This is a genomic window from Burkholderia sp. lig30 (genome assembly GCF_000687455.2).
Classification (GTDB): domain Bacteria; phylum Pseudomonadota; class Gammaproteobacteria; order Burkholderiales; family Burkholderiaceae; genus Burkholderia.
The window spans coordinates 1-26,357 of record NZ_JGVW01000064.1 but is presented as its reverse complement, the minus strand read 5'-3'; the positions used below and the strand labels follow the sequence as shown (position 1 = coordinate 26,357).

Sequence of the window (26,357 nt, the reverse complement as noted above, 5' to 3'; positions counted from 1 at the left end):
AAGCCGGTGCGCGGCCGCCTGGAGCAGGGCGCGCACCGTCCGAATGAGAGCGACATCATGTACAACTTGCCTGACGATCATGGCCATTTCGGCCCCTATGGCGGCGTATTCGTTGCGGAGACGCTGATCCACGCGCTGGACGAGTTGCGCGCCGCCTACGCGAAATTCCAGAACGATCCCGATTTCGTCGCCGAATTCCAGCGCGAGCTCAAGCACTTCGTCGGCCGGCCTTCGCCGATCTATCACGCGCAGCGCTGGAGCGACACGCTCGGCGGCGCGCAGATCTACCTGAAGCGCGAAGACCTGAACCACACCGGCGCGCACAAGATCAACAACGTGATCGGCCAGGCGCTGCTCGCGAAGCGGATGGGCAAGACCCGCGTGATCGCCGAGACCGGCGCGGGCCAGCACGGCGTCGCGACCGCGACGATCTGCGCGCGCTTCGGGATGGAATGCGTCGTCTACATGGGCGCAGAGGACGTGCGCCGCCAGGCGTCCAACGTCTACCGGATGAAGCTGCTCGGCGCGACCGTCGTGCCGGTCGAATCCGGCTCGCGCACGCTGAAGGACGCGCTCAACGAGGCGATGCGCGACTGGGTCACCAACATCGAGAACACGTTCTACATCATCGGCACGGTCGCGGGCCCGCACCCGTATCCGATGATGGTGCGCGACTTCCAGCGCGTGATCGGCGACGAGTGCAAGGTGCAGATGCCCGAGCTCGCCGGCCGGCAGCCGGATACGGTGATCGCGTGCGTCGGCGGCGGCTCGAACGCGATGGGCATCTTCTATCCGTATATCGACGACGCGTCGGTGCAGCTGATCGGCGTCGAGGCGGCGGGCGACGGTCTGGAGACGGGCCACCACGCGGCGTCGCTGATCGCCGGCAGCCCGGGCGTGCTGCACGGCAACCGCACGTACCTGCTGCAGGACGAGAACGGCCAGATCATCGAGACGCATTCGGTGTCGGCAGGCCTCGACTATCCGGGCGTGGGCCCGGAGCACGCATGGCTGAAGGACAGCGGCCGCGCGCAGTACGTCGCGATCACCGACGACGAGGCGCTGAAGGCGTTCCACGATTGCTGCCGGATCGAAGGGATCATCCCGGCGCTCGAATCGAGCCACGCGATCGCGTATGCGCTCAAGCTCGCGCCGACCCTGCCGAAGGACAAGATCCTGCTCGTCAACCTGTCGGGCCGCGGCGACAAGGACATGCACACGGTCGCCGAGCGATCGGGCATCGTACTCTGACAGCCCGCCGATGCGAGACCTGATCGAAGATCCGGCGGCCAGCGAAGCGGGGGCGGCGGCTGCCGTCGCCGCGCCGCGCGCGCTGCCCGCCGGCATCGAACTCTTCAACCGCGATTTCCTGACCGAAGCCGCGCGCCTGCCCGACGCGTCGATCGACCTGATCGTCGCCGATCCGCCTTACGGGCTCGGCAAGGATTACGGCAACGATTCCGACAAGCGCTCGGGCGAAGAACACCTCGCCTGGACGTGCGAATGGCTCGAGCTGGCGATCCCGAAGCTCAAGCCGAGCGGGTCGCTGTACGTGTTCTGCACGTGGCAGTATGCGCCGGAGATCTTCAGCTTCCTGAAGACGAAGCTCACGATGATCAACGAGATCATCTGGGACCGGCGCGTGCCGAGCATGGGCGGCACGACGCGCCGCTTCACGTCGGTGCACGACAACATCGGTTTTTTCGCGGTATCGAAAGCGTATTACTTCGATCTCGATCCGGTCCGCATCCCGTACGACGCCGACACGAAGAAGGCCCGCTCGCGCAAGCTGTTCGAAGGCAGCAAGTGGCTGGAGATGGGCTATAACCCGAAGGACGTCTGGTCCGTCTCGCGCCTGCACCGGCAGCACGCGGAGCGCGTCGACCATCCGACCCAGAAGCCGCTCGAGATCATCGAGCGGATGGTGCTCGCGAGCTGCCCGCCGGGCGGCCGCGTGCTCGATCCGTTCATGGGCAGCGGCACGACGGCGGTGGCCTGCGCGCGTCAGGGGCGCGACTTCGTCGGCTATGAGATCAACGAAAGCTATTGCGCGATCGCGCGCGAGCGCGTCGCCGCGCTTGCCGCGCCGGCGGATGCGTGATGCCCGCCGCCGATCGCGAACGAATCGAGGAAAATTGCCATGTCCCGTATCAAGCAGACCTTCGCCGCGCTCGCCGAACAAGGCCGCAAGGGCCTGATCCCGTTCATCACCGCGGGTGATCCCGATCCGGCGAAGACCGTCGACTTCATGCACGCGCTCGCCGAGGGCGGCGCCGACGTGATCGAGCTCGGCGTGCCGTTCTCCGACCCGATGGCCGACGGCCCGGTCATCCAGCGCTCGTCCGAGCGCGCGCTCGAACGCGGCGTGACGCTCAGGAGCGTGCTGGCCGACGTCAAGCGCTTCCGCGAGCGCGATGCGAAAACGCCCGTCGTGCTGATGGGGTACGCGAATCCGATCGAGCGGATGGGCGTCGACGCGTTCGGCGCCGAGGCGAAGGCGGCCGGCGTCGACGGCGTGCTGGTCGTCGATTACCCGCCCGAGGAAGCGGCGGTATTCGCCGACCGGATGCGCGCCGCGCAGATCGATCCGATCTTCCTGCTCGCGCCGACGTCGACCGAGGAACGTATCTCGGAAGTCGGCAAGATCGCGAGCGGCTACGTGTATTACGTGTCGCTCAAGGGCGTGACCGGCTCCGGAAATCTGGATGTTTCGAGCATTGCGGGTAAAATCCCGACCATCAAGTCGCGTGTGCCGGTTCCGGTCGGCGTCGGCTTCGGCATCCGCGACGCCCAGACGGCGCGCGCGGTGGCCGAGGTGTCGGACGCCGTCGTGATCGGCAGCCGTCTCGTGCAGCTCCTCGAGGAGGCTGCGCCGGAGGCCGCCGTCGCCGCGCTGAAGACGTTCATCGCCGAGCTGCGCGCCGCGCTGGACGGCGCGGGCAAGACGGCCGCATAAACAACATGAAGCGGGCCCGGGCGCATGCCGCCCGATCCGCCACGGAACAGGAAACCATACGATGAGCTGGCTCGACAAACTGTTGCCGCCGAAGATCAAGCAGACCGATCCGAAAAGCCGCAAGGGCATTCCGGAAGGGCTGTGGGTCAAGTGTCCGTCCTGCGAGGCCGTGTTGTACCGCAACGACCTCGATGCGAACCTGCACGTGTGCCCGAAGTGCGATCACCACATGCGGATCGGCGCGCGCGAGCGCCTCGACGGCCTGCTCGACGCGGAAGGCCGCTACGAGATCGGCCAGGAGATCCTGCCGGTCGACTCGCTGAAGTTCAAGGACAGCCGCAAGTATCCGGATCGTCTGAAGGAAGCGATGGACGACACCGGCGAAACCGATGCGATGGTGGTGATGGGCGGCGCGATCCACACGCTGCCCGTCGTCGCCGCGTGCTTCGAGTTCTCGTTCATGGGCGGCTCGATGGGCTCGGTCGTCGGCGAGCGCTTCGTGCGCGGCGCGCAGAACGCGCTGGAACAGCAAGTGCCGTTCATCTGCTTTACCGCATCGGGCGGCGCGCGGATGCAGGAAAGCCTGCTGTCGCTGATGCAGATGGCAAAGACCACCGCGATGCTGACCAAGCTCGCGGCAGCGAAGCTGCCGTTCATCTCGGTGCTGACCGACCCGACGATGGGCGGCGTGTCGGCGAGCTTCGCGTTCCTCGGGGACGTCGTGATCGCCGAGCCGAAGGCGCTGATCGGCTTCGCCGGCCCGCGCGTGATCGAGCAGACCGTGCGCGAAAAGTTGCCGGAAGGCTTCCAGCGCGCCGAGTTCCTGGTGAAGACGGGCGCGGTCGACATGCTCATCGACCGCCGCAAGATGCGTGACGAGATCGCCCAGCTGCTCGCGCTGCTGCAGCGTCAGCCGGCCGACGCGCTGGCCTGATCCTGCGTCACGCGTGTCCGTCGCCCGCGCGTCGTCCGGCTTTGCCGCCGGGCGGCGCGCTTCGTTTTTTTGCGTTGTCGTCCTGATTCACGAATTGATCCGATGAGCACTTTTCCCACTCTCGACGCGTGGCTGTCCCATCTCGAAAGCGCGCACCCGGTCGGCATCGACATGGGCCTTGCCCGGATCGGCAAGGTCAAGGCCGCGCTCGGGCTCGAATTCACGTGTCCCGTCATCACGGTGGGCGGCACCAACGGCAAGGGCTCGACCTGCGCGTTTCTCGAGACCATCCTCGTGCGCGCCGGATACAAGGTCGGCTGCCACACGTCGCCGCACCTGCTCGCGTTCAACGAGCGGGCGAGGGTGAACGGCGAGCCCGTCGGCGACGACGCGCTGCTGCCGCATTTCGAGGCCGTCGAGCGCGCGCGCCTGTCGCTGGCCGAGCCGGTGTCGCTGACCTATTTCGAATTCACGACGCTCGCGATCCTGCACCTGTTCGCGTCGCGCGGGCTCGATGCGGTGATCCTCGAAGTCGGCCTCGGCGGCCGGCTCGACGCGGTCAACATCATCGACACCGACTGCGCGATCGTGACGAGCATCGACATCGACCACACCGAGTATCTCGGCGACACGCGCGAGCAGATCGGGTTCGAGAAGGCCGGGATCTTCCGGCCGGGCAAGCCGGCGATCTGTGGCGATCCGGCTGCGCCGCAGACGCTGATCGACCATGCGCAGGCGATCGGCGCCGACCTGTGGCTGGTCGGGCGCGACTTCCGCTACGCGCCGCAGCCGGGCACCGAGCGTCAGCAATGGAGCTACCTCGGTCGCGACAAGCGCTACCCGGCGCTTGCGTATCCGGCGCTGCGCGGTGCGAACCAGCTCATCAATGCGTCCGCCGCGCTGGCCGCGCTCGAAGCGTTGCGCGCGCAGCTGCCGGTGTCCGCGCAGGACATCCGCCTCGGGCTCGCGAACGTCGAGCTGCCGGGTCGCTTCCAGGTGCTGCCGGGCAAGCCGTCGATCGTGCTCGACGTCGCGCACAATCCGCATGCGGCGGCCGTGCTCGCGCAGAATCTCGGCAACATGGGCTATTTCCCGTACACCTATGCGGTGTTCGGCGCGATGCACGACAAGGACATCGACGGCGTGCTGCAGCACCTGAAAGGCGAGATCGACCACTGGTGCGTGACCGACCTGCCGCTGCCGCGCGCGGCCTCCGCCGGGCAGCTCGAAGCGGCGCTGCGCAAGGCGGGCGTGGAGGATGGCGCGGATCGCAGCGTGACCCGCTTCGCGTCGCCGGCCGACGCGTTCCGCGACGCACTCGAAAGAGCGTCCGAGAATGATAGAATCGTAGTTTTCGGCAGTTTCCATACGGTAGCGGGCGTGATGGCCTATCGTAAATCGCAGCAACACTGACGGGCAGTTTCGGACTCAGCCATTCATGGGAATCTTCTCGTTCGGCAATAAAGGCGACGACGCGCCCACCCGGCGCGGCAGTCGTACCGGGGGCGCGCGAAACGGTCGCGCCGAGCGTGTCGAGCGGCGCGCGCGCCGCACCGAGCGCCCGGAAACCGACACGCTGCTCCTTGATCCGACCCTTCCGGAAAAGCAACGGGCGCGCCGCCGCCTCGTCGGCGCGATCGCGCTCGTCGTGGCCGCCGTCGTCGTGTTGCCGATGGTGCTCGACTCTCACCCGAAGCCGGTGACCGACGACATCGCGATCGATATTCCGAGCCGGCCCGCACACCAGGCACGCACGCCGCGTGACGACGACACCGCCGATCTGCAGGCGGGCGTCGCGCACGAGGCGCCGCCCGCGTCGGATACCCCCGTCGCAGCCGCCGTGCCGCCCGTCAGGCGGCCGGCCCCGGCACCCACTCCCGACATGACCGCCAGCGTGGCGCCCAGGGCGGCGCAAAAGCCTGCCGCGCCTGCGCCGGCGGCGAAGCCCGTGCCCGCACCGGCGGCTGTCGCCAGCGTCGACGCATCCGGCGCGGACGACGGCGATGCCGCGACGCCGTCGGCGCCGGCCGGCGCGCGCTTTGCGTTGCAGCTCGGCGCGTTCAAGGATGGCGCGACGGCCAAGGCCTGGGCCGCGAAATTGAAATCGGCGGGGGTGCCCGCCTACGTCGAGCACGGCAAGCAGGCTGACGGCAGCACGACTACACTCTTGCGTGCGGGGCCGTTCGCCGACCGTGCTGCGGCTGCCGCCGCGATCGCGAAGGTGCGCGAGGCGGGGCTGACCCAGTAAACGCACGATGCTGACTGCTTTTGACTACGCTGTATTGGCGGTAATTGTGTTGTCGGCGCTGCGCGGTGCGTGGCGCGGCTTCGTATCCGAGATTTTCGGGCTGATCGGCTGGATCGCGGCGATCGCGATCGCCAGCCGCTACGTCGGGCTCGTCGAGCCGTACATTCCGGCCACCTGGCCGGGCGGCGCGCTGACGCAGTGGGTGGTCGCGTTCGCGGTGCTCGTGATCGGCGTGGTGCTGGTCGCCGGCGTGGCGAATGCGCTGCTGTCGCGCGTCGCGCAGGCGACCGGGCTCGGCGGCGTCGATCGCTCGCTGGGCATGATGTTCGGCCTCGTGCGGGGCGTGCTGCTGGTGGTATTGCTGGCGGCGGCGGCCGGGCTGACCGAACTGCCCAAAGAGGAATTCTGGCGCAATGCGCTTTCGCGTCCGCTTGTCGAACAGGGTGTGCACGAGCTGAAGGCGCTCCTGCCCGACGGCATGGCCCGGTACGTGCGCGTCTGACGACGCGGCCGGGCAGGACGAAACCGTTTTTGTATTCATGAAGGACATGCCATGTGCGGCATCGTAGGCGTTATCTCCCAATCCCCGGTCAACCAGCTGATCTATGACAGCCTGCTGCTCCTGCAGCATCGCGGTCAGGACGCGGCGGGCATCGCGACCGCGAACGGCAGCACTTTCCACATGTACAAGGCGAACGGCCTGGTGCGCGACGTGTTCCGCACGCGCAACATGCGCAGCCTGCCGGGCACGGCCGGCATCGGCCAGGTTCGTTATCCGACCGCCGGCTCGGCGTCGAGCGAAGAAGAGGCCCAGCCGTTCTACGTGAACGCGCCGTTCGGCGTCGTCCTCGCGCACAACGGCAATCTCACCAACTGCGAGCAGTTGAAGGACGAGATGTTCCGGATCGACCGCCGCCACATCAACACGCATTCCGACAGCGAAGTGCTGCTCAACGTGCTCGCGCACGAGCTGCAGCTCTCCAGCTCCGGCATGGAGCTCGATCCGGCCGCCGTGTTCAAGGCGGTCGCGGGCGTGCATCGCCGCGTGCGCGGCTCGTACGCGGTCGTGTCGGTGATCGCCGGCTATGGCCTGCTCGCGTTCCGCGACACGTTCGGCATCCGCCCGCTGTGCATCGGCAAGCAGGAAACCGCGCAGGGCGTCGAATGGCTGGTGGCGTCGGAATCGGTCGCGCTCGAGGGCGTCGGCTTCGAGTTCGTGCGCGACGTGAAGCCGGGCGAGGCGATCTTCATCGACAACGACGGCAACTTCCACAGCCAGCAGTGCGCGGCCAGCGCGCGCCTGAACCCGTGCATGTTCGAGTACGTGTATCTGGCCCGCCCGGATTCGTGCCTCGACGGGGTGCCCGTCTACAACGTGCGCCTGCGCATGGGCGACTACCTCGCCGAGAAGATCAAGCGCGAGCTGCCGAACGTGCCGATCGACGTCGTGATGCCGATCCCCGATTCGTCGCGTCCGGCGGCGATGCAGGTCGCGGCGAAGCTCGGCGTCGAGTATCGCGAAGGCTTCTTCAAGAACCGCTACGTCGGCCGGACCTTCATCATGCCGGGGCAGGCGGTGCGCAAGAAGTCGGTGCGCCAGAAGCTCAACGCGATGAGCATCGAGTTCAAGGACAAGCACGTGCTGATCGTCGACGATTCGATCGTGCGCGGCACGACGTCGCACGAGATCGTGCAGATGGCGCGCGACGCGGGCGCGAAGTCGGTGATCTTCGCGTCGGCGGCGCCGCCCGTGAAGTACCCGAACGTGTACGGCATCGACATGCCGACGCGCGGCGAGCTGGTCGCGCACGGCCGCACCGATGAGGAAGTCGCGAAGATCATCGGCGCCGACTACCTGATCTATCAGGACGTCGAGGACCTGAAAAAGGCGGTGCGCGACATCAACCCGTCGATCGAGCGCTTCGAGGCGTCATGCTTCGACGGCGACTACGTCACCGGCGACATCACGCCCGAGTATCTCGACGGCATCGAGCGCGCGCGTCTCGCGCCGTCCGCGCAGGCGGACCGCGACGCGAACGGCGATGCGTCGGGGAAATCTCAGTTGCACCTGCAACTGTCGATGGAGTGAACCGGAACCACATCGACGTACGAGCGTGATACGATGTGGCCTTGCGTCGATTTGATTTCAGCTTGCGGACGCGGGGCTACTTCCCAAAACAGCTAAAGCGAAGGCCGGCGGATGCCGGCCCGAGTCGACCGCTGTCGTACCGCACCGAAGCCCGCTGATGCCGACGCATAGCGGGCTTTTTTGTTGGCCTGATGCCGTGCGCGCCGCGCACGGACATCGATAACGGAAGAACGGAACATGGACGACTCTCTCAATTTCGACACGCTTGCCGTGCGCGCGGGCACGATTCGCAGCGAATTCAACGAACATTCCGAAGCGCTGTTCCTCACGTCGAGCTTCTGCTTCAAGAGCGCGGCGGAAGCGGCCGAGCGCTTCGCGAACTCGGAAGACTATTACACCTATTCGCGCTTCACGAACCCGACCGTGACGATGTTCCAGGATCGTCTCGCGGCGCTCGAAGGCGGCGAGGCGTGCATCGCGACCGCGTCCGGCATGGCTGCGATCCTGTCGGTCGTGATGTCCGCGCTGCAGGCGGGCGACCACCTCGTCAGCTCGCGCAGCCTGTTCGGCTCGACGCTCGGCATGTTCTCGCAGATCTTCAGCAAGTTCGGCATTACGACGACCTTCGTCGATCCGACCGACCTGAACGCATGGCGGGAGGCCGTGCGTCCCGAAACGAAGATGTTCTTCCTCGAGACGCCGTCGAACCCGCTCACCGAGCTGGCCGACATCGAGGCGATCGGCAAGATCGCGAAGTCCGTGAACGCGCTGTTCGTCGTCGACAACTGTTTCTGCAGCCCGGTGCTGCAGCAGCCGCTGAAACTGGGCGCCGACGTCGTGATGCATTCGGCGACGAAGTTCCTCGACGGCCAGGGCCGCGTGCTCGGCGGCGCGCTGGTCGGCTCGAAGGACTTCATCATGGGCAAGGTGTTTCCGTTCGTCCGCAGCGCCGGGCCGACGCTGTCCGCGTTCAACGCGTGGGTGCTGCTCAAGGGGATGGAGACGCTGTCGCTGCGTGTCGAGCGCCAGTCGGCGAACGCGCTGGAGATCGCGCGCTGGCTCGAGCAGCATCCGGCCGTCGCCCGCGTGTTCTATCCGGGGCTCGAGTCGCATCCGCAGCATGCGCTCGCCAAGCGCCAGCAAAAGGCGGGCGGCGCGATCCTGTCGTTCGAGGTGAAGGGCGACACGCCGGAAGCGCAGCACGCGAATGCATGGCGCGTGATCGACGGCACGAAGCTGATCTCGATCACCGGCAACCTCGGCGATACGCGCACGACGATCACCCATCCGGCTACCACGACGCACTCCCGCGTCACGCCGGAAGCGCGCGCGGCGGCAGGGATCACGGAAGGGCTGCTCCGTCTTGCGGTCGGTCTCGAGGACGTGGCGGACCTGCGCAACGACCTCACGCGCGGTCTCGTCGGCTGACGTGTTTGCGATGCGCGCGGCGCGTGCCGTGCGCATCGTCACCCCTTGTTTTACCGCCCCGTGGCAGCAGGGCATGTCGCCGGCGGGGGCGGCTTCGATCGGCCGCAGAGGCCCTGTCGTGACGTCGCCCGGCGCTTTTCATGCCGGGGGGGCGGGCAGGATGCGCGACCCGGTGCGCATCTTCACGACTGCCTGCCCGCGCTTGTCCGGATCGATTAGTATCCCTGCACATTATGCTTCTCCGGGACACCGGTCCGACCACGCCAGGTTCGCGTCGTACCATGCATTCCACCCGGGCAGGAATGCACCGGCCAGGAATGCCAGGGAGTGGATCGCCCCACGCAGCATTCCCCTGCGCCCAAAAGTGCGTTGCAGCGTACCTGTCCGCGCTTTTCGAGCGGCGAGAGCGGCACGGAATCAGCAGCATGCAACAAAACCTGCTGGAAACCCGTGTTTTCCGCACAAAAGTACTGCACGAAGCGTCGCTGCGCTTGTAGAATCCGGCCTTGAAGTGCGCGCGTTGCGCGCTTCGCGTAACCAACGACCACACCTGGTAGGAGAAACATGGCGACTTCCGCAAAAAAGGTGGCTAAGAAGGCTGCCGCACCGGCCAAGAAAGTGGCTGCCAAGAAAGCAGCGCCCGCGAAGAAAGTAGTGGCCAAGAAGGCTGTTGCGAAGGCGCCGGCCGCTCCGACGCCGATCAAGGACACCTTCACGAAGGCATCGCTCGCGTCGCACATCGCCGAGCGCGCCGCCGTCGAGCTGAAGGCAGTGAAGGCTGTGCTCGCCGCACTCGAGAGCGCCGTGCTGGGCTCGATCCACAAGAAGGGCGCGGGCGAATTCACGCTGCCGGGCCTGCTGAAGATCACGGCTCAGGCTGTGCCGGCGAAGAAGAAGCGCTTCGGCAAGGACCCGTTCACGGGCGAAGAGCGCTGGTTCCCGGCGAAGCCGGCCAGCGTGCGCGTGAAGGCACGCGCGCTGAAGAAGCTGAAGGACGCGGCTGCGTAATCGCGGCGTGCCAGGGTGCCGGACATGCGCCGGCAGCCTGCAGTGTCCGGCGATCCCCATGTGCGAAAGCGCGTGGGGATTTTTTTTGTCGAGACGATCGTGTGCGGCCAGCCTGATTTCCGTTCCGGCCATGGCTGGATAATTCCGGCTCTTCCGGACGGGGTCGTGCATAAAACAAAAAAGCCAGCCGGAGCTGACGCCGCCGGCTGGCTTTCGATCCGTCCGAGCGGCACCCGAAGGCGCCGCGCGAGCCGGATGCGCGGTGCTTAGAACTTGTGACGCATGCCGAGCGCCACGATCTCTTGCGAGTTCGTGCCGGCGGCACCCGACGAAGCGATCGACGCTTGCGCGCTCTGGACCGTCGTCGCGTTCACGCGCTGCTCGCCGCTTGCATGCTGGTAAGCGCCGATCAGGTACACGTCCGTGCGCTTCGACAGCGCGTAGCTCGCGCTCGCCGAGACCTGGTGGTACTTCGCGTCCGTATCGCCGCTCGCACGCGTGAACGCATAGCCAAGGCCGAGCTGGACAGCCGGCGTAGCCTGGTACGTCACCCAGCCGCGACCCGTGTTGTACTTCTCGGTCGAAGCGAACGCCGACGAGCCGTCCTGGTAGTACTGCGCGTTGCTGTAGCCGAGGCCGAAAGCCACCGGGCCAATCGTGTACTGACCTGCTACGTGCGCGATGCCGACCGAGCTTGCCGTTTTATAGCCGGCGTTGATCGGGCCGTCGAACACCGCGCCTGCGTCTGCCGTCGGGCTCGTCCAGTCCGTGCGCGTCGTGCCGTTCGTCAGGTGCAGGTAGCCGGCTGCAACAGCAAACGGACCGTTGTTGTACGCACCCGCGGCCGACCACGTCTGGCCCGTGCCCGGCTTGCCGGCGACGCCGCTCAGCGAGTACATGCCGACGAACTGGAAGCCGCCCAGGACCGGCGACGTGTACTTGATCGCGTTGTTGAAGCGAGCGCTGTTGTCGTTGTTGTCGACGTCACCCGGCGTCGCGTATTGGAACGCGATGTTGTCGCCCGTCAGGCCTTGAACCAGGTCGGTGAGCGGATCGTACTGACGACCCAGCGTCAGCGCGCCGTACGTTTCGCTTTGCAGGCCAACGTAGGCCTGGCGACCGAAGATGCCCTTGTTCTGACCCAGGCCGCCGTTGGCCGGATCGAAGCCGCTTTCGAGCTGGAAGATCGCCTTCAGGCCAGCGCCCAGATCCTCGGAGCCCTTGAGGCCCCAGCGGCTGCCGCTTTCATTGCCCGACAGCATCTGCCATGCATTGTTGGCCTTACCACCATTGCCGTGGACGTACGCGATCGACGTATCGATCACGCCGTAAAGCGTCACGCTGTTTTGAGCATGAGCCGCACCCGTGGCGCCAAGTAGTGCGAACGAGAGGGCAGACAGTGCAAGTTTCTTCATTGTTGAGTTTCTCCACGCGAGTCAATCGTTATTTGTTGCGGATTGGAGAATAGCGCAGTGCTGTACGCGCAAGAAAGCTCAAAAAATAAAGTGTCGCCAAAACATCACAGAACGAAAAAGTCCTTACTTTTCAGGGATGTTAAGGACTATTCCGAAATTTGAAATAGTTGACAATTGCTGCGCTGCGATTGTTGTGATCGCCGGTGAACCGTCTGCAGTCGCGCGGGATCGGCGGCTATCGTGCGGTACCGGCCGATCCGCCGGCTGGTCGTGCGCGACCGTGTACGCATGGGCTGCGAAGGCAGTATGAACGAGGATGGACACCGAAAGGACACCGTGCTAATGCGTTTCGCCCGGGCGCGCGCAGCGCCGGTTGCGGGCCGAATGACACGGCCCGGCGAGGTGACGGCGCTTCGGCGGATTAGTCCGTCTCGTCGGTGGCGGGCGATCGCGCGGCGCCACGCGCCGCCGCGAATTCCGCGCCGAGCAGCAGCACGGCGGCAGAGAAATACAGCCACATGAGCAACACCGCGAACGATCCCGCCGCGCCGAATGCGCTCGCCGTCCCGGTGCGCGCGAGATACAGCGCGAACAGCTTCTTGCCGCCGGCAAACAGGATCGACGATACGCTGCCGCCGATTGCGGCGTCGCGCCACTCGACGTGCGCGTCGGGCAGGAACTTCATCAGCGCGGCGAGCGCGGATGCGAGCACGGCGATGCCGACGAAGAACTGCAGCAGGTTGCCGGCCAGCAGGTACGGCGAATCGTCCCACAGCCAGCGTCCGACGAACGTGATCGCCGTGTCGAGCACGAGCGACACGGTCAGCAGGAATGCGACGCCCAACACCAGCGCGAACGAGACCAGCCGGACGCGCACCAGCCCGAGCACGCTCGACCAGCGGCTTTCGGTCGCCGGCCAGATGACGCTCAACGCGGTATTGAGCGACGCGAACGTCGCCGACGCGCCGAGCGCCAGCGCCGCGAACGACATCAGCGCGGCGGTGCCGCTGCGATTGCCGCTGCGATGCGCGTGCTCGACGATGGCCTGCACGCTCGCGGCGGCCTCGTCGCCGATCAGGTGGTGCGCCTGCTCGAACAGCAGTCCGCGCGCCGCGTCGTCGCCGAAGAACGAGCCCGCCACGGCAATCACCATCACGAGCATCGGCGCGAGCGAGAACGCCGAGTAGAACGCGATGCTCGCGGCCATGGTCGAGCAGCGGTCGCCGGAGTAGCGCCGGAATGCGGCGAGCGCCCAGTCGAAGTGCGCTCGCGCGGTGCGCGTCGCATGGGCGGATATCGATGGCTTCATGTCGTGTCGGAGGGTAGTGCGGGTGCCGATTGCCTGGGCGGGAAATTGTGGATGAGGATACGAGCGAATTGAAGGCGAACGTCTATAATTTCTTTCGATTCCCCCACGATAACAGCCGAGACCATCATGCTACCCATGTCCCGGCGCCAGTTCCTCAAAGTGACGGCTACGTCGCTTGCCGGATCGAGCCTGGCCCTGATGGGCTTCTCGCCGGCCGAAGCGCTCGCGGAGGTCCGTCAATACAAACTGGCGCGTACCGTTGAGACCCGCAACACCTGTCCGTACTGCTCCGTCGGGTGCGGCATCCTGATGTACAGCCTCGGCGACGGCGCGAAGAACGCCCGGCCGAGCATCATCCACATCGAAGGCGATCCGGACCACCCGGTCAACCGCGGCACGCTGTGCCCGAAGGGCGCGAGCCTGATCGACTTCATCCACAGCCCCAGCCGCCTGGTGCACCCGGAATACCGCGCGCCCGGCTCGGACAAGTGGGAGCGCATCGCGTGGGGCGATGCGCTCGACAGGATCGCGAAGCTGATGAAGGCCGACCGCGACGCGAATTTCGTCGAGACGGCGGACGACGGCGCGAAGGTCAACCGCTGGCTCACGACCGGCATGCTGGCCGCGTCGGCCGGCAGCAACGAAGTCGGCTACCTGACCCACAAGACTGTCCGCAGTCTGGGGATGCTCGCATTCGACAATCAGGCGCGTGTCTGACATGGCCCGACGGTGGCAGGTCTTGCCCCGACGTTTGGCCGTGGAGCGATGACGAACCATTGGGTCGACATCAAGAACGCGGACGTGATTCTCGTGATGGGCGGCAATGCGGCCGAGGCCCATCCATGCGGCTTCAAGTGGGTGACGGAAGCAAAGGCGCACCGCAAGGCGCGGCTGATCGTCGTCGACCCGCGCTTTACGCGCACGGCGTCGGTGGCCGATTACTACGCGCCGATCCGCACCGGCACGGACATTGCGTTCCTCGGCGGGATCATCAATTACCTGCTGACGAACGACAAGATCCAGCATGAGTACGTGAAGAACTACACGGACTTCTCGTTCATCGTGCGCGAGGATTTCGCGTTCAACGACGGCATCTACTCCGGCTACGACGCGGAGAAGCACGGCTATCCCGACAAATCGAGCTGGGACTACGAGCGCGGCGACGACGGCTTCGTGAAGGTCGACCCGACGCTCGCGCATCCGCGTTGCGTGTACAACCTGATGAAGCAGCACTACGCGCGCTACACGCCCGAGAAGGTCGAGCAGGTCTGCGGCACGCCGAAGGAGAAATTCCTGAAGGTGTGTGAGATGCTCGCGACGACGGCCGTGCCCGGCCGCGCCGGCACGATCCTGTACGCGCTCGGCTGGACGCATCACTCGATCGGCGCGCAGATGATCCGCACCGGCGCGATGGTGCAGCTGCTGCTCGGCAACATCGGCATCGCGGGCGGCGGCATGAACGCGCTGCGCGGCCACTCGAACATCCAGGGCCTCACGGACCTCGGCCTGATGTCGAACTTGCTGCCGGGCTACATGACGCTGCCGATGCAGTCGGAGCAGAACTTCGACGACTACATCAACAAGCGCACGCAGCAGCCGCTGCGGCCGAACCAGCTCAGCTACTGGAAGAACTACCGCGCGTTCCACGTCAGCTTCATGAAAGCATGGTGGGGCGACGCCGCGACCGCCGACAACAACTGGGGCTACGACTACCTGCCGAAGCTCGACAAGCAGTACGACCTGCTGCAGACGATCGAGCTGATGCACCAGGGCAAGATGAACGGCTACATCGCGCAGGGCTTCAACCCGCTCGCGGCGGCGCCGTCGAAGGGGAAGACGGCCGAGGCGCTCGCGAAGCTCAAGTGGCTCGTCATCATGGATCCGCTCGCGACCGAGACGTCCGAGTTCTGGAAGAACCACGGCGACTACAACGACGTCGATGCGTCGAAGATCCGGACCGAGGTGTTCCGGCTGCCGACGACGTGCTTCGCCGAGGAGCGCGGCTCGCTCGTCAACTCGGGCCGGGTGCTGCAGTGGCACTGGCAGGGCGGCGAGCCGCCGGGCGAGGCGAAGAGCGACCTCGAGATCATGTCCGGGCTGTTCCTGCGCATGCGCCGGATGTACCAGACCGAGGGCGGCAAGTATCCCGATCCGATCGTCAACCTGAGCTGGCCGTATGCGCACCCGGAAAGCCCGACGCCCGAAGAGATCGCGATGGAGTTCAACGGCCGCGCGCTCGCCGACCTGCCCGACCCGAAGGACCCGGCGAAGACGCTCGTGAAGAAGGGCGAGCAGCTCGCGGGCTTCGCGCAGCTGAAGGACGACGGCACGACGGCGAGCGGCTGCTGGATCTTCTGCGGCGCGTGGACCCAGGCGGGCAACCAGATGGGGCGGCGCGACAACGCCGACCCGACCGGCATCGGCCAGACGCTCGGCTGGGCATGGGCGTGGCCGGCGAACCGGCGGATCCTGTACAACCGCGCGTCGTGCGACGCGAACGGCAAGCCGTTCGACCCGACCCGCAAGCTGATCGGCTGGAACGGCAGCGCGTGGACGGGGCCGGACATCCCGGACTACAAGGCCGACGAGCCGCCCGAGAACGGCATGGGCCCGTTCATCATGAACCCGGAAGGCGTCGCGCGCTTCTTCGCGCGCGCCGGCATGAACGAAGGCCCGTTCCCCGAGCACTACGAGCCGTTCGAGACGCCGCTGGCCGCGAACCCGTTCCATCCGAACAACCCGCAGGCGCTGAACAACCCGGCCGCCCGCGTGTTCCCGGGCGACCGGGCGGCGTTCGGCAAGGCCGCGCAGTTCCCGCACGTCGCGACGACCTACCGGCTGACCGAGCATTTCCATTACTGGACCAAGCATGCGCGGCTGAACGCGATCATCCAGCCCGAGCAGTTCGTCGAGATCGGCGAGGATCTGGCGAAGGAGGTCGGCGTGGTGCACGGCGACCGCGTGAAGGTGTCGTCGAACCGCGGCCATATCGTCGCAGTGGCGCTCGTCACGAAGCGGATCAAGCCGCTCATGGTCGACGGCAGGAAGGTTCAGACGGTCGGCATCCCGCTGCACTGGGGCTTCAAGGGGCTGACGAAGCCCGGCTATCTCGCGAATACCCTGACTCCGTCCGTGGGCGACGGCAACTCGTACACACCGGAATTCAAGTCGTTCCTGGTGAAGGTCGAAAAGGCGTAAGGGGGACGAGATGGCATGGCAATCGCTGGATATCAAGCGCGTCTCCGCCACCACGACGCCACCGCCGACCGCGCGCGAGCCGGTGACGGGCAGTGTCGCGAAGCTGATCGACGTGTCGAAGTGCATCGGCTGCAAGGCGTGCCAGACGGCGTGCATGGAGTGGAACGACCTGCGCGACGAAGTCGGCACCAGCGTCGGCGTGTACGACAACCCGGCCGATTTGTCCGAGCATTCGTGGACGGTGATGCGGTTCGCCGAATACGAGAACCCGGACGGCAACCTCGAATGGCTGATCCGCAAGGACGGCTGCATGCACTGCGAGGACCCGGGCTGCCTGAAGGCGTGCCCGTCGCCGGGCGCGATCGTGCAGTACAACAACGGCATCGTCGATTTCCACGAGGAGAACTGCATCGGCTGCGGCTATTGCGTGACCGGCTGCCCGTTCAACATCCCGCGGATCTCGAAGAAGGATCATCGCGCGTACAAGTGCACGCTCTGCTCCGACCGCGTCGCGGTCGGCCAGGAGCCCGCCTGCGTGAAGACCTGCCCGACGGGCGCGATCGTGTTCGGCACCAAGGAGGACATGAAGCAGCACGCGGCCGAGCGGATCGAGGACCTGAAGGAGCGCGGCTTCGACAAGGCCGGGCTGTACGATCCGCCGGGCGTCGGCGGCACGCACGTGATGTACGTGCTGCACCATGCCGACAAGCCGTCGCTGTATCACGGCCTGCCGGACAACCCGTCGATCAGCCCGATGGTGAAGCTGTGGAAGGGCATCGCGAAGCCGCTCGCCGTCGCGGGCATCGCGCTGTCGGCGCTCGCGGGCTTCTTCCACTACACCCGGGTCGGCCCGAACGAGGTGACCGAGGACGACGAAGCCGCCGCCCGCGACGAGGCGCGACGCATCAAGGAGGACGCGAAATGAAGCATGACGACCCCAACCTGATCGTCCGCTACACGGCGAACGAGCGGACGAACCACTGGATCACCGCGATTGCGTTCGTGCTGCTCGCATTGTCGGGACTCGCGCTGTTCCATCCGTCGATGTTCTGGCTGACCGCGTTGTTCGGCGGCGGCCAGTGGACGCGGATCCTGCATCCGTTCGTCGGTCTCGTGATGTTCGCGTCGTTCGCGGTGATGGCCGTGCGGTTCTGGCGTCACAACGTGCTCGATGCGGGCGACCGCCAATGGCTGCGCCAGCTCGGCGACGTGGTCGCGAACCGCGACGACAAGCTGCCCGAAGTCGGCCGCTATAACGCGGGACAGAAGCTGCTATTCTTCGCGATGGTGGCGTGCCTCGCGCTGTTGCTGCTGTCCGGGATCGTCATCTGGCGGCGGTATTTCTCGTTCTATTTCCCGATCGGGGCGATCCGCCTCGCGTCGGTGATCCACGCCGCCGCGGCGTTCGTGCTGATTGCCGGCATCGTCGTGCATATCTACGCGGCGTTGTGGATCAAGGGCTCGATACGGGCGATGGTGCGCGGCACCGTCACGCCCGGCTGGGCGCGCAAGCACCACCCGAAATGGTTCCGGGAAAGCGTGAAGTGAGCGTACCCCGGAGCCCGGGGCGGAACGCCGGTCACGGCGAGCCGCTCCGCGCGGGCCGGAGCAGTCGATAGCGCCGATCCGTCGGCGCTTGTTTTTTTGAAAGGCACAGTGTGACTCAACGTATTCTCGAACCGAATGACATCGCGGCGCTCGATCATTCGGCCATTCCGCGCTTCCGGCTGCCGGAACGCGCGACGGTTTTCTCGGCGCGCGCCGCGCGCCTGCGCAAGCTCGCCGACCTGAATCCGATCGGTGGCTACCTGCGCCTGATGGCGGTCGTCGCCGACGCGCAGCAGGCGGTGCTGGACGCGTTGTTCGCGCAGGCGCCGCCGGCGGATGCGATCGCGCATGCGCAGCAGCATTCGATGCCGCTCGTGCCGGCGCTGTCCGGCGAGCGCGATCCGCAGTGGCGCGACGTGCTGCAGCATCTGCTCGACCGCATCGAACGGGCCGGGCTCGTCAATCCGCCACTCGCGAAGCTGATCGACCGGCTGCGTCTGATGACGCCCGCCGAACTGGACGCGCAGGCCGACGCCATTCTCGCGCTGCGCCATGCGGAGGTCGAACTGGCATCGGCGCCGTTCGTCGCGGCCGCGCTGCAGGTGGTCTGGACCGACCTGGCGAGCCGCGTGATGCCCGCCGACGTGCCGTTTCTCGATCAACCGGGGCTGTGCCCGGTGTGCGGCTCGCATCCGGTCGCGAGCATTGTGCGGGTCGGCGGCCAGTATCAGGGCTACCGGTTCCTGCAGTGCGGCCTGTGCGCGACCGAATGGCACATGGTTCGCACCAAGTGCTCGCACTGCGACTCGACAAAGGGCATTGCGTACCACGGCATCGAAGGCGGCAGCGAGGCCGTGAAGGCCGAGTCGTGCGACGAATGCAAGACGTACCGCAAGATCGGCTATCAGGACAAGGATTTCGAGTTCGAGCCGCTTGCCGACGATCTCGCGAGCCTCACGCTCGATCTGTTGATGAACGAGGCCGGCTATCGGCGCAGCTCGCCGAACCCGCTGCTGTGGCCGGCTTCGCCCGACGAAGAATGAGGCTTTGCGTGCGGCGGGAGCGCGCTGCATCGGGCAGCCTTGCATGGGGCCAAACTAAGCACTAAAGCGCAAAGTTTGGCCGACATCTGGTCGACATCCAGCCGACAGGAGACCCACCACGTGACCGAACCTGGCCTGAACGAGTTGAACGCCGTGCTCGCGCGCGTGCCGTCCGTCGAGCGCGTGCTGGCGTCCGTCCCTGTCCGGCCGCTCGTCGACGAGTATGGCCGCACCCGCGTGCTGAACGCGGTGCGCGCCGAGCTGGCGCGCTGGCGCACGGCCGCGCAGCGCGATCCGGCGGCCGCCGAGCCGCTCGACGAGACGCGCATCGCCACAGCCGTCGCGCGCGCGCTGGCCGAGCAGAGCGCCGGCGCGATGCGGCCGGTCTTCAACCTGACGGGCACGGTGCTGCACACCAATCTCGGCCGCGCGTTGCTGCCGGACGACGCGGTGCGCGCGGTCGTGACCGCGCTGACGCAGCCGACGAATCTCGAATTCGACCTGTCGAGCGGGCGCCGCGGCGATCGCGACGACCTGATCGACGGCCTGATCTGCGAGCTGACGGGCGCCGAGGCGGCAACCGTCGTCAACAACAATGCGGCAGCGGTGCTGCTGACACTGTCGGCGCTCGCGTCGAAGCGCGAGGTGATCGTGTCGCGCGGCGAGCTGGTGGAAATCGGCGGCGCGTTCCGCATTCCCGACATCATGAGCCGGGCCGGCGCACGGCTGCGCGAGGTCGGCACGACGAACCGCACGCACCTGCGCGACTACGCCGATGCGATCGGCCCGCGCACCGCGCTGCTGATGAAGGTGCACTGCAGCAACTACGCGATCAGCGGATTCACCAGGGAAGTGACGCTCGCCGAGCTGGCGCCGCTCGCGCGCGCGCACGGGCTGCCGGTCGCGGTCGATCTCGGCAGCGGCGTACTGGCCGATCTCGCGCAATGGGGGCTGCCGCACGAAGCGACGGTGCGCGAAACCGTCGAAGCCGGCGCCGACCTCGTCACGTTCAGCGGCGACAAGCTGCTCGGCGGGCCGCAGGCCGGGCTGATCGTCGGCCGCCGCGCGCTGATCGACAAGATCAAGAAACATCCGCTCAAGCGCGCGCTGCGCGTCGGCAAGCTGACGCTGGCCGCGCTGGAGCCGGTGCTGCGCCTGTATCAGGCGCCGGAATTCCTGCGCGACCGGCTGACGACGCTGCGCCTGCTCACGCGCTCGCAGCAGGAGATCGCCGACGCGGCCGCGCGCGTGCAGCCGGCGTTGCAGGCGGTGCTCGGCGCGGCCTACGAAGTGAGCGTCGAGCCGATGTTCAGCCAGATCGGCAGCGGCGCGCTGCCGGTCGACCAGTTGCCGAGCTGCGGGCTTGTCGTGCGCACGCCGGACGGCAAGCGCAGCGGCCGCGCGATCGTGCAGCTCGAAAAGCGCTTGCGCGAGTGGCCGCGCCCGGTGCTCGGCCGCGTCGCCGACGGCGCGCTGCGGCTCGACCTGCGCTGCCTCGAAGCCGCCGACGAGGCCGCCTTCGTCGCGCAATGCGCAAGCGCGGGGCCCGCCGCATGATCGTCGGCACCGCCGGACACATCGACCACGGCAAGACGACGCTGGTGCGCGCGCTTACGGGCGTCGACACCGATCGCCTGAAGGAAGAGAAGGCCCGGGGCATCTCGATCGAGCTCGGGTATGCGTATGTGCCGCTCGACAACGGCGACGTGCTCGGCCTGGTCGACGTGCCGGGACACGAGAAACTCATTCATACGATGGCCGCCGGCGCGTGCGGGATCGATTTCGCGCTGCTCGTGATTGCCGCCGACGACGGCGTGATGCCGCAAACGCGCGAACATCTGGCGATCCTGCAATTGCTCGGCGTCGCGCATGGCGCGGTTGCGCTGACGAAATGCGACCGTGTCGACGCGGCGCGGCGTACGCAGGTGCGCGAGGAAATCGCCACCTGGCTCGCCGGCTCGGCATTGGCCGGCGCACCGGTCTTCGAGACCTGCGCGACCGATCCGGACGACGCGGGCGTCGCGGCGCTCAAGCGCCATCTGTGCGACACGGCGATCGCGTGGCGCGCGCGCCGGGACGACGGGCTGTTCCGCCTCGCGGTGGATCGCGTGTTCACGCTTGCCGGGCAAGGGACGGTCGTGACCGGTACCGCGTTCGCCGGTCAGGTGCGAAGCGGTGACACGCTCGCGATCGTGCGTACCGGCGACGCGGCGCGGGTGCGCAGCATCCATGCGCAGAACCGGCCGGTCGAGGCCGGGCATGCAGGCGAGCGCTGCGCGCTGAATCTCGCGGGCATCGACAAGGCGGCGGTCGCGCGCGGCGATACGGTCGCGGATACGCGCCTGGCGGAGATCTCGCCGCGGCTGGACGTCGACCTGTCGCTGCTGCCGGACGCCGGCCTCACGCTGACGCACTGGGCGCCGCTGCACGTCCATCTCGGCACGCTGCATCGCGTCGCGCACGTGGCGCTGCTCGACGGGGACGCGCTCACGCCGGGCCAGCACGCGCGCGCGCAACTGATTTTCGACGAACCGGTGTTCGCGCTGCCGGGCGACCGCTTCATCGTGCGCAATCCGCAGGCGATGCGTACCGTCGGCGGCGGGCGCGTGCTCGATCCGTTCGGTCCCGCGCGCAAGCGGCGCACGCCGGCGCGCCGCGCGTGGCTCGATGCGCTGGCGGCCTGGCTCGACGAGGGCCGGCTCGATGCGTTGCTTGCGCATGCGCCGCTGGGGATCGCGCGCGCGACGCTGACGCATCTGACCGGCTATGCGCCCGATGCGCTCGTGCTCCCTGACGATGCGCTGCCGATCGGTCAGCGCGGCCCCGCGTCGAATGACGGCTGCGTGATCGCGCGTGCGCACTGGCTCGCGTTGCGGGGCAAGGCTGTCGACACGCTCGGCGTGTTTCACGAACGCATGCCGGATGAGCAGGGCATCGATTCGGCGCGCCTGCACCGCATGGTCGCGCCGCTGGCGGGCGGTGCGCTGTGGCGCGCGCTGGTCGAGTCGCTCGTGGCGGAGGGGGACGTCGTCCGGAGCGGGCCGTGGTTGCATCTGCCGTCGCATGCGGTCAGTTTCGATGCGCGCGAAGAGGCACTTGCGCAGAAGCTGCTGCCGTCGATGCTTGCCGGGCGCTTCGATCCGCCGTGGGTGCGGGATCTGGCCAGCGAATGCGGCGCGCCGGAGGACGCGGTGCGCGCACTGCTGCGCAAGCTCGCGCGGCGCGGCGACGTGCATCAGGTCGTCCGCGATCTGTTTTATCACGCGCAAGTGGTGCGTGAGCTGGCGCAGCTCGTCGCGCAGCTCGCCGACGCGCGCGGCGGCGCGCTCGATGCCGCGACGTTTCGCGATGCGACCGGCCTGGGACGCAAGCGCGCGATCCAGATTCTCGAGTTCTTCGATCGCGTTGGATATACTCGCTTTCACCGCGATTTGCATCTCCTGCGCCCCGATAGCGGTTGGCTCGATACGGCGTAGGCAGTCAATTCGTCGCGACGGAAGGCATTCGCATCCGGTGGTGCGGCTGGGCTTCAAACTCAGTTGGGGGCGTCAGCCGCTCCCAGGTCGGTTCGACTCCGGCTGCCTTCCGCCAAAAGGGTTTCAAGGGAATTGCGTGCTCCGTGTTGTAGCGGTAATCGTAAAATTTCCGCCAGGAAGTTATTTGATTGAAAAAAGCCTGCCAGATTTACGTTTTGATACATCTCCCGCCAACAGTTTGCCATCTATTTCCACCGTCGTAATGGCCTGTCATGTATCGCCAGTATCCGCCTACCCATATGGCAGAGATCGCGATTAAAAGAACGTGACACTCAGGCAGGCCAGCGTGACGGGCGGTGTTTTGTCTAGCGGCGATCAGTCATCGTGCTCTTCGTCGCCGAGATGACCGCCTGGATGCCCGCGTGCCGCCGGGAATGCTTGAAATCCCTGACCAATGTGAAACGACCGCGCCGCAAATGCGACCGGGTCGCTGAGGCCTGTTCTTTCCGCTATACCGTTCGATTTCTTAACGGGAACGGTAACTGAATGGCATTTTCCCGGCATTCGGTTTACGCGTCGTAAACCGAGTGTCGGACAGGCTCTACATGCGAGTGGCGGGAGGCACCAAAAAGGTAGCCCAACATTCGTCATAAATTTGCGCCACTTCCTTCCTTAGTCTCCCTCCTGCGCGTCTGTCCGGCACGCATCAAGCCAAAACGGACCCAATCAATAAATGCGGCCTGCGGGGTGTGCATCGGCGTACCGATGCACGGGCAGGCGCGTTCGTCAGAGCCTGCCTGCAGCCCGGCAATCAATCCAAATGACACGCACACGCTCCCGTTCCAGCCGTCTTTCGTTTCGTTGCACGTGGTTGGCCGTGGGTCTCCTCGTCGTTCGATTCGCACAAGCGCAGGTCATGCTGAACTTTGCGAACGTCGACGTGAGCCAGGTCGCCAAGGCGATCGGCGCCGCGACCGACACGACGATCATCGTCGATCCACGCGTGAAAGGGCAGATCAACCTTGTGTCCGACAACCCGGTGACCAAGGAGCGTGCGCTGAAGAGTCTCGAAGCATCGTTGCGGATGCAGGGCTTTGCGCTCGTGCGCGATCACGGCATCCTTAAAGTCGTGCCCGAGGCCGACGCGAAGCTGCAGGGCGGCCCGACCTACGTCGGCAACACGCCGCGCGCGAGCGGCGACCACGTGATCACGCAGATATTCCGGTTGAGAAACGAATCGGCGACGAATCTGCTGCCGGTGCTCAAGCCGCTCGTCAGCCCGAACAACGCGATCGCCGCGTACCCGAACGACAACTCGATCGTCGTGACCGACTACGCGGACAACGTGCGCCGCATCGCGGAGATCATCGCCGGCATCGATGCAGGCTCTTCGCAGAAGGTCACGGTCGTGCCGCTGAGCCACGAAAGCGCGGTCGACCTCGCGCCGATCGTGCAGAAGATGCTCGATCCGAGCGCGACCGGCAACACGGATGCGACGTTGAAGGTGTCGGTCAGCGCGAACCCGCGCCTGAACGCGATCCTGCTGCGTGCGACCGACCCCGGCCGCATCAGCGACGCGAAGGCGCTGATCAAGCAACTCGACGCGCCGACGCGCGTGCCGGGCAACATGCACGTCGTGCGGCTGCAGAACGCGAACGCAGCCGAACTCGTGAAGGTGCTACGCGGAATGATGGGCATGCCGGGCGACAGCGGCACGACATCCGGGAATCCGACACTGAAGAACTACAGCGATGCCGCAGGCGGCAGCACGAGCAAGAGCGGCACCGGCGGATCGAGCACGTCGACGGGCACGCCCGGATTGCCGCCGCTGCCCGGCTCGATCGATGCGTCGTCCGGTTCGACGGGCAGCGACTCGACGACGAGCCGGGGCGGCTTGCTCGCCGGCGCGACGGGCGGCAGTGACGGCAGCGCGGGCACGATCCAGGCCGATCCGGCGACGAACTCGCTCGTCATCACCGCGCCCGAGCCGGTCTACCAGAACATCCGCAACGTGGTCGACCAGCTCGACTTGAGGCGAGCGCAGGTCTATCTCGAGGCGATGATCGTCGAGATCAGCGCGACATCGGCGGCGAACCTCGGCGTGCAGTGGCAGGGCGCGATTCAATCCGGGAACGGCAACAACGCGCTGTACGGCAGCACGAACTTCGGCACGGCGACGAGCCAGAGCATCGTCGATCTGACCGCGAAAGGCCAGACGCTCGGACAGACGCTGTCGACCTCGACCGTGATGACGCTGCTCAACAACGGCATCAACATCGGCCTGCTGCACAAGTTCGGCAAGTTTTTCGGGCTTGGTGCGCTGGTGCAGGCGCTGGCGACGGTCAGCAACGCGTCGATCCTGTCGTCACCGAACCTGATCACGCTCGACAACGAGGAGGCGCGCATCGTCGTTGGCTCGAACGTGCCGGTGCAGACGGGCTCGTATTCGACAGCGACGGCGGTGTCGAGCACTGGCGTCAGCGCGTTCAATACCTTCGACCGCAAGGACGTGGGGATCGTGCTGCACGTGAAGCCGCAGATCACGAAGGGTGGCGTGATCAAGCTGCAGATCTACTCGGAGGACTCGTCGGTGGACCCGACGTCGATCAATAACCCCGGCGGCGTCACCATCGTCAAGCGTTCGGTGCAGTCGACGGTGCTGACCGACGACGGCGAGATCATCGTGCTCGGCGGTCTGATCCAGGACAACTATGCGGACGGCAACGACAAGGTACCGTTCCTCGGCAATCTGCCGCTGATCGGTTCGCTGTTTCGCACGGAGAACAAGAACCGCACGAAGACCAACGTGATGGTGTTCCTGCGCCCGGTGATCCTGCCGGACAGCGACACGACCGCGAGCGTTTCCGGTGTGCGCTACGACCAGCTTCAGCAGCAGATGAGCGACTACCGCTCGGACAACCGGATCGAGCGCGACCACGACAGCCCGGCGCTGCCGCCGCGCGCGCCGGGGCCGGGGCAGGGCGTGCCGGCGTCGGAAGGTATCTTCGACCTGAGCCGGATGACGCGCCCCGATCCGGCGGCAACGGCCGGCGCGGCATCCGGTGCTCAGGCTGGCGCAGCGGATGGCGCAGATGCCGGCGCGCGCGACGAACGCGCGCCACCCCCGGTGACCGGCGCGTCGACCGAACCGGACGCGATGAGGGCACGGCCGTGACGCCCGACGCATTGCTCGCCCCGGCCATCGCAGCGCCACCCGATTCGCCGCCGCAACCGTTGCCGAGGTTGCCTTACGGCTTCGCACGCAACGGGCAGATCCTGATCGCGCGCGCGCATCCCGAGATGCTCGAAGTCTGGGTCAGCGCCCGTACGCCGACGAGCGCGATCGCGGAAGTCGCAAGGCGCATGGGCAGGATCTTGCTCGTTTGTCTGCCCGACGACGAACTTGCGGATGCGATCAACGAGGCCTATGCGCGCCAGGACGGCAGCGCGGCGCAGGTGGTCGGCGAGGTCGAGGGCGAAGTCGACCTGTCGCGGCTGATGCAGGACATTCCCGAAGTCGAGGACCTGCTCGAATCGGAAGACGACGCGCCGATCATCCGGATGATCAACGCGCTGCTCACGCAGGCGGCCCGCGAGCAGGCGTCGGACATCCATATCGAGCCGTTCGAGAACGCGTCGGTCGTGCGCTTTCGCGTCGACGGCACGCTGCGCGACGTCGTGCGACCGAAGAAGGCGCTGCACGGC

The 26,357-nt window shown here is 66.6% G+C and carries 20 protein-coding genes and 1 tRNA gene; 19 read left to right on the top strand and 2 right to left on the bottom strand.

The window, feature by feature from the left end; all coding sequences use genetic code 11:
• Positions 1-57 precede the first annotated feature (57 nt).
• The 10 genes from trpB (at position 58) to LIG30_RS08480 (ending at position 10,663) form a co-directional block, all read left to right on the top strand.
• Complete coding sequence (trpB, locus tag LIG30_RS08525; protein ID WP_038711348.1) at positions 58-1,251, top strand: tryptophan synthase subunit beta; 1,194 nt, start codon at positions 58-60, stop codon at positions 1,249-1,251.
• Between the two features lie 10 nt (positions 1,252-1,261).
• A complete protein-coding gene (locus tag LIG30_RS08520; RefSeq protein ID WP_038711272.1) occupies positions 1,262-2,101 on the top strand; it encodes a DNA-methyltransferase in 840 nt (279 codons plus the stop codon).
• 39 nt (positions 2,102-2,140) lie between these two features.
• A complete protein-coding gene (gene trpA / locus LIG30_RS08515; protein WP_038711270.1) occupies positions 2,141-2,956 on the top strand; it encodes a tryptophan synthase subunit alpha in 816 nt (271 codons plus the stop codon).
• Positions 2,957-3,017: 61 nt separating this feature from the next.
• Positions 3,018-3,890, top strand: a complete 873-nt coding sequence (gene accD / locus LIG30_RS08510; protein WP_038711269.1) for an acetyl-CoA carboxylase, carboxyltransferase subunit beta — start codon at positions 3,018-3,020, stop codon at positions 3,888-3,890.
• A gap of 102 nt (positions 3,891-3,992) precedes the next feature.
• The gene (gene folC, locus LIG30_RS08505; protein WP_038711267.1) at positions 3,993-5,303 is read left to right on the top strand and encodes a bifunctional tetrahydrofolate synthase/dihydrofolate synthase; all 1,311 of its coding nucleotides are present in this window, start codon (positions 3,993-3,995) and stop codon (positions 5,301-5,303) included.
• 25 nt (positions 5,304-5,328) lie between these two features.
• Positions 5,329-6,138 carry an SPOR domain-containing protein gene (locus LIG30_RS08500; RefSeq protein ID WP_038711265.1) on the top strand — a complete coding sequence of 270 codons (810 nt, stop codon included), beginning with the start codon at positions 5,329-5,331 and terminating at the stop codon, positions 6,136-6,138.
• A 7-nt stretch (positions 6,139-6,145) separates the two neighbouring features.
• Entirely contained in the window at positions 6,146-6,640 is a 495-nt protein-coding gene (locus LIG30_RS08495) for a CvpA family protein (protein WP_038711264.1), read from the top strand.
• Positions 6,641-6,691: 51 nt separating this feature from the next.
• Positions 6,692-8,227 carry an amidophosphoribosyltransferase gene (gene purF / locus LIG30_RS08490; protein ID WP_038711262.1) on the top strand — a complete coding sequence of 512 codons (1,536 nt, stop codon included), beginning with the start codon at positions 6,692-6,694 and terminating at the stop codon, positions 8,225-8,227.
• Between the two features lie 237 nt (positions 8,228-8,464).
• On the top strand, positions 8,465-9,655 hold the full coding sequence (locus tag LIG30_RS08485; protein ID WP_038711261.1) for an O-succinylhomoserine sulfhydrylase: 1,191 nt from the start codon (positions 8,465-8,467) through the stop codon (positions 9,653-9,655).
• A 564-nt stretch (positions 9,656-10,219) separates the two neighbouring features.
• The gene (locus LIG30_RS08480; protein ID WP_038711259.1) at positions 10,220-10,663 is read left to right on the top strand and encodes an HU family DNA-binding protein; all 444 of its coding nucleotides are present in this window, start codon (positions 10,220-10,222) and stop codon (positions 10,661-10,663) included.
• A 266-nt stretch (positions 10,664-10,929) separates the two neighbouring features.
• Here the strand turns inward: LIG30_RS08480 and LIG30_RS08475 are convergent, their stop codons facing one another.
• Together LIG30_RS08475 and LIG30_RS08470 are read right to left on the bottom strand one after the other, a co-directional pair.
• The gene (locus LIG30_RS08475) at positions 10,930-12,078 is read right to left on the bottom strand and encodes a porin (protein WP_038711257.1); all 1,149 of its coding nucleotides are present in this window, start codon (positions 12,076-12,078) and stop codon (positions 10,930-10,932) included.
• Between the two features lie 421 nt (positions 12,079-12,499).
• Positions 12,500-13,387 carry a YihY/virulence factor BrkB family protein gene (locus LIG30_RS08470; protein ID WP_038711347.1) on the bottom strand — a complete coding sequence of 296 codons (888 nt, stop codon included), beginning with the start codon at positions 13,385-13,387 and terminating at the stop codon, positions 12,500-12,502.
• A gap of 126 nt (positions 13,388-13,513) precedes the next feature.
• On the opposite strand from LIG30_RS08470, the gene fdnG reads away from it, so the two are divergent.
• The 9 genes from fdnG to LIG30_RS08425 all read left to right on the top strand — a co-directional run.
• Entirely contained in the window at positions 13,514-16,585 is a 3,072-nt protein-coding gene (gene fdnG, locus LIG30_RS08460) for a formate dehydrogenase-N subunit alpha (RefSeq protein ID WP_083493949.1), read from the top strand.
• A gap of 10 nt (positions 16,586-16,595) precedes the next feature.
• Positions 16,596-17,510, top strand: a complete 915-nt coding sequence (gene fdxH / locus LIG30_RS08455) for a formate dehydrogenase subunit beta (RefSeq protein WP_038711252.1) — start codon at positions 16,596-16,598, stop codon at positions 17,508-17,510.
• Positions 17,507-18,133: a formate dehydrogenase subunit gamma gene (locus tag LIG30_RS08450; RefSeq protein ID WP_038711250.1), complete on the top strand. Its 627-nt coding sequence runs from the start codon at positions 17,507-17,509 to the stop codon at positions 18,131-18,133. Before fdxH ends, LIG30_RS08450 begins: the two co-directional genes overlap by 4 nt.
• Positions 18,134-18,243: 110 nt before the next feature.
• Positions 18,244-19,176 (top strand): formate dehydrogenase accessory protein FdhE, encoded by a 933-nt coding sequence (fdhE, locus tag LIG30_RS08445; RefSeq protein ID WP_038711249.1) that lies wholly within the window; start codon positions 18,244-18,246, stop codon positions 19,174-19,176.
• Between the two features lie 120 nt (positions 19,177-19,296).
• Positions 19,297-20,733 carry an L-seryl-tRNA(Sec) selenium transferase gene (gene selA, locus LIG30_RS08440; protein WP_038711247.1) on the top strand — a complete coding sequence of 479 codons (1,437 nt, stop codon included), beginning with the start codon at positions 19,297-19,299 and terminating at the stop codon, positions 20,731-20,733.
• Positions 20,730-22,652 (top strand): selenocysteine-specific translation elongation factor, encoded by a 1,923-nt coding sequence (gene selB / locus LIG30_RS08435; protein WP_038711345.1) that lies wholly within the window; start codon positions 20,730-20,732, stop codon positions 22,650-22,652. The genes selA and selB overlap by 4 nt, the downstream gene beginning before the upstream one ends.
• Before the next feature lie 19 nt (positions 22,653-22,671).
• Positions 22,672-22,767 (top strand) — tRNA-Sec (locus LIG30_RS26125).
• A gap of 705 nt (positions 22,768-23,472) precedes the next feature.
• Positions 23,473-25,827, top strand: coding sequence for a type II secretion system secretin GspD (gene gspD / locus LIG30_RS08430; protein WP_083493948.1), 2,355 nt, complete (start codon positions 23,473-23,475; stop codon positions 25,825-25,827).
• 11 nt (positions 25,828-25,838) lie between these two features.
• Positions 25,839-26,357, top strand: a 519-nt coding sequence (locus LIG30_RS08425) for an ATPase, T2SS/T4P/T4SS family (RefSeq protein WP_038711343.1), incomplete at its 3' end; no start/stop codon positions are given.

Bases quoted from the DNA above. Each gene is read 5' to 3' on its own strand.
- gspD (WP_083493948.1), top strand. From the start codon at position 23,473: ATGACACGCACACGCTCCCGTTCCAGCCGTCTTTCGTTTCGTTGCACG.
- LIG30_RS08495 (WP_038711264.1), top strand. From the start codon at position 6,146: ATGCTGACTGCTTTTGACTACGCTGTATTGGCGGTAATTGTGTTGTCG.
- accD (WP_038711269.1), top strand. From the start codon at position 3,018: ATGAGCTGGCTCGACAAACTGTTGCCGCCGAAGATCAAGCAGACCGAT.
- purF (WP_038711262.1), top strand. From the start codon at position 6,692: ATGTGCGGCATCGTAGGCGTTATCTCCCAATCCCCGGTCAACCAGCTG.
- trpB (WP_038711348.1), top strand. From the start codon at position 58: ATGTACAACTTGCCTGACGATCATGGCCATTTCGGCCCCTATGGCGGC.
- selB (WP_038711345.1), top strand. From the start codon at position 20,730: ATGATCGTCGGCACCGCCGGACACATCGACCACGGCAAGACGACGCTG.
- LIG30_RS08520 (WP_038711272.1), top strand. From the start codon at position 1,262: ATGCGAGACCTGATCGAAGATCCGGCGGCCAGCGAAGCGGGGGCGGCG.
- LIG30_RS08450 (WP_038711250.1), top strand. From the start codon at position 17,507: ATGAAGCATGACGACCCCAACCTGATCGTCCGCTACACGGCGAACGAG.
- LIG30_RS08485 (WP_038711261.1), top strand. From the start codon at position 8,465: ATGGACGACTCTCTCAATTTCGACACGCTTGCCGTGCGCGCGGGCACG.
- LIG30_RS08500 (WP_038711265.1), top strand. From the start codon at position 5,329: ATGGGAATCTTCTCGTTCGGCAATAAAGGCGACGACGCGCCCACCCGG.
- folC (WP_038711267.1), top strand. From the start codon at position 3,993: ATGAGCACTTTTCCCACTCTCGACGCGTGGCTGTCCCATCTCGAAAGC.
- trpA (WP_038711270.1), top strand. From the start codon at position 2,141: ATGTCCCGTATCAAGCAGACCTTCGCCGCGCTCGCCGAACAAGGCCGC.
- LIG30_RS08475 (WP_038711257.1), bottom strand. From the start codon at position 12,078: ATGAAGAAACTTGCACTGTCTGCCCTCTCGTTCGCACTACTTGGCGCC.
- LIG30_RS08470 (WP_038711347.1), bottom strand. From the start codon at position 13,387: ATGAAGCCATCGATATCCGCCCATGCGACGCGCACCGCGCGAGCGCAC.
- LIG30_RS08480 (WP_038711259.1), top strand. From the start codon at position 10,220: ATGGCGACTTCCGCAAAAAAGGTGGCTAAGAAGGCTGCCGCACCGGCC.
- fdxH (WP_038711252.1), top strand. From the start codon at position 16,596: ATGGCATGGCAATCGCTGGATATCAAGCGCGTCTCCGCCACCACGACG.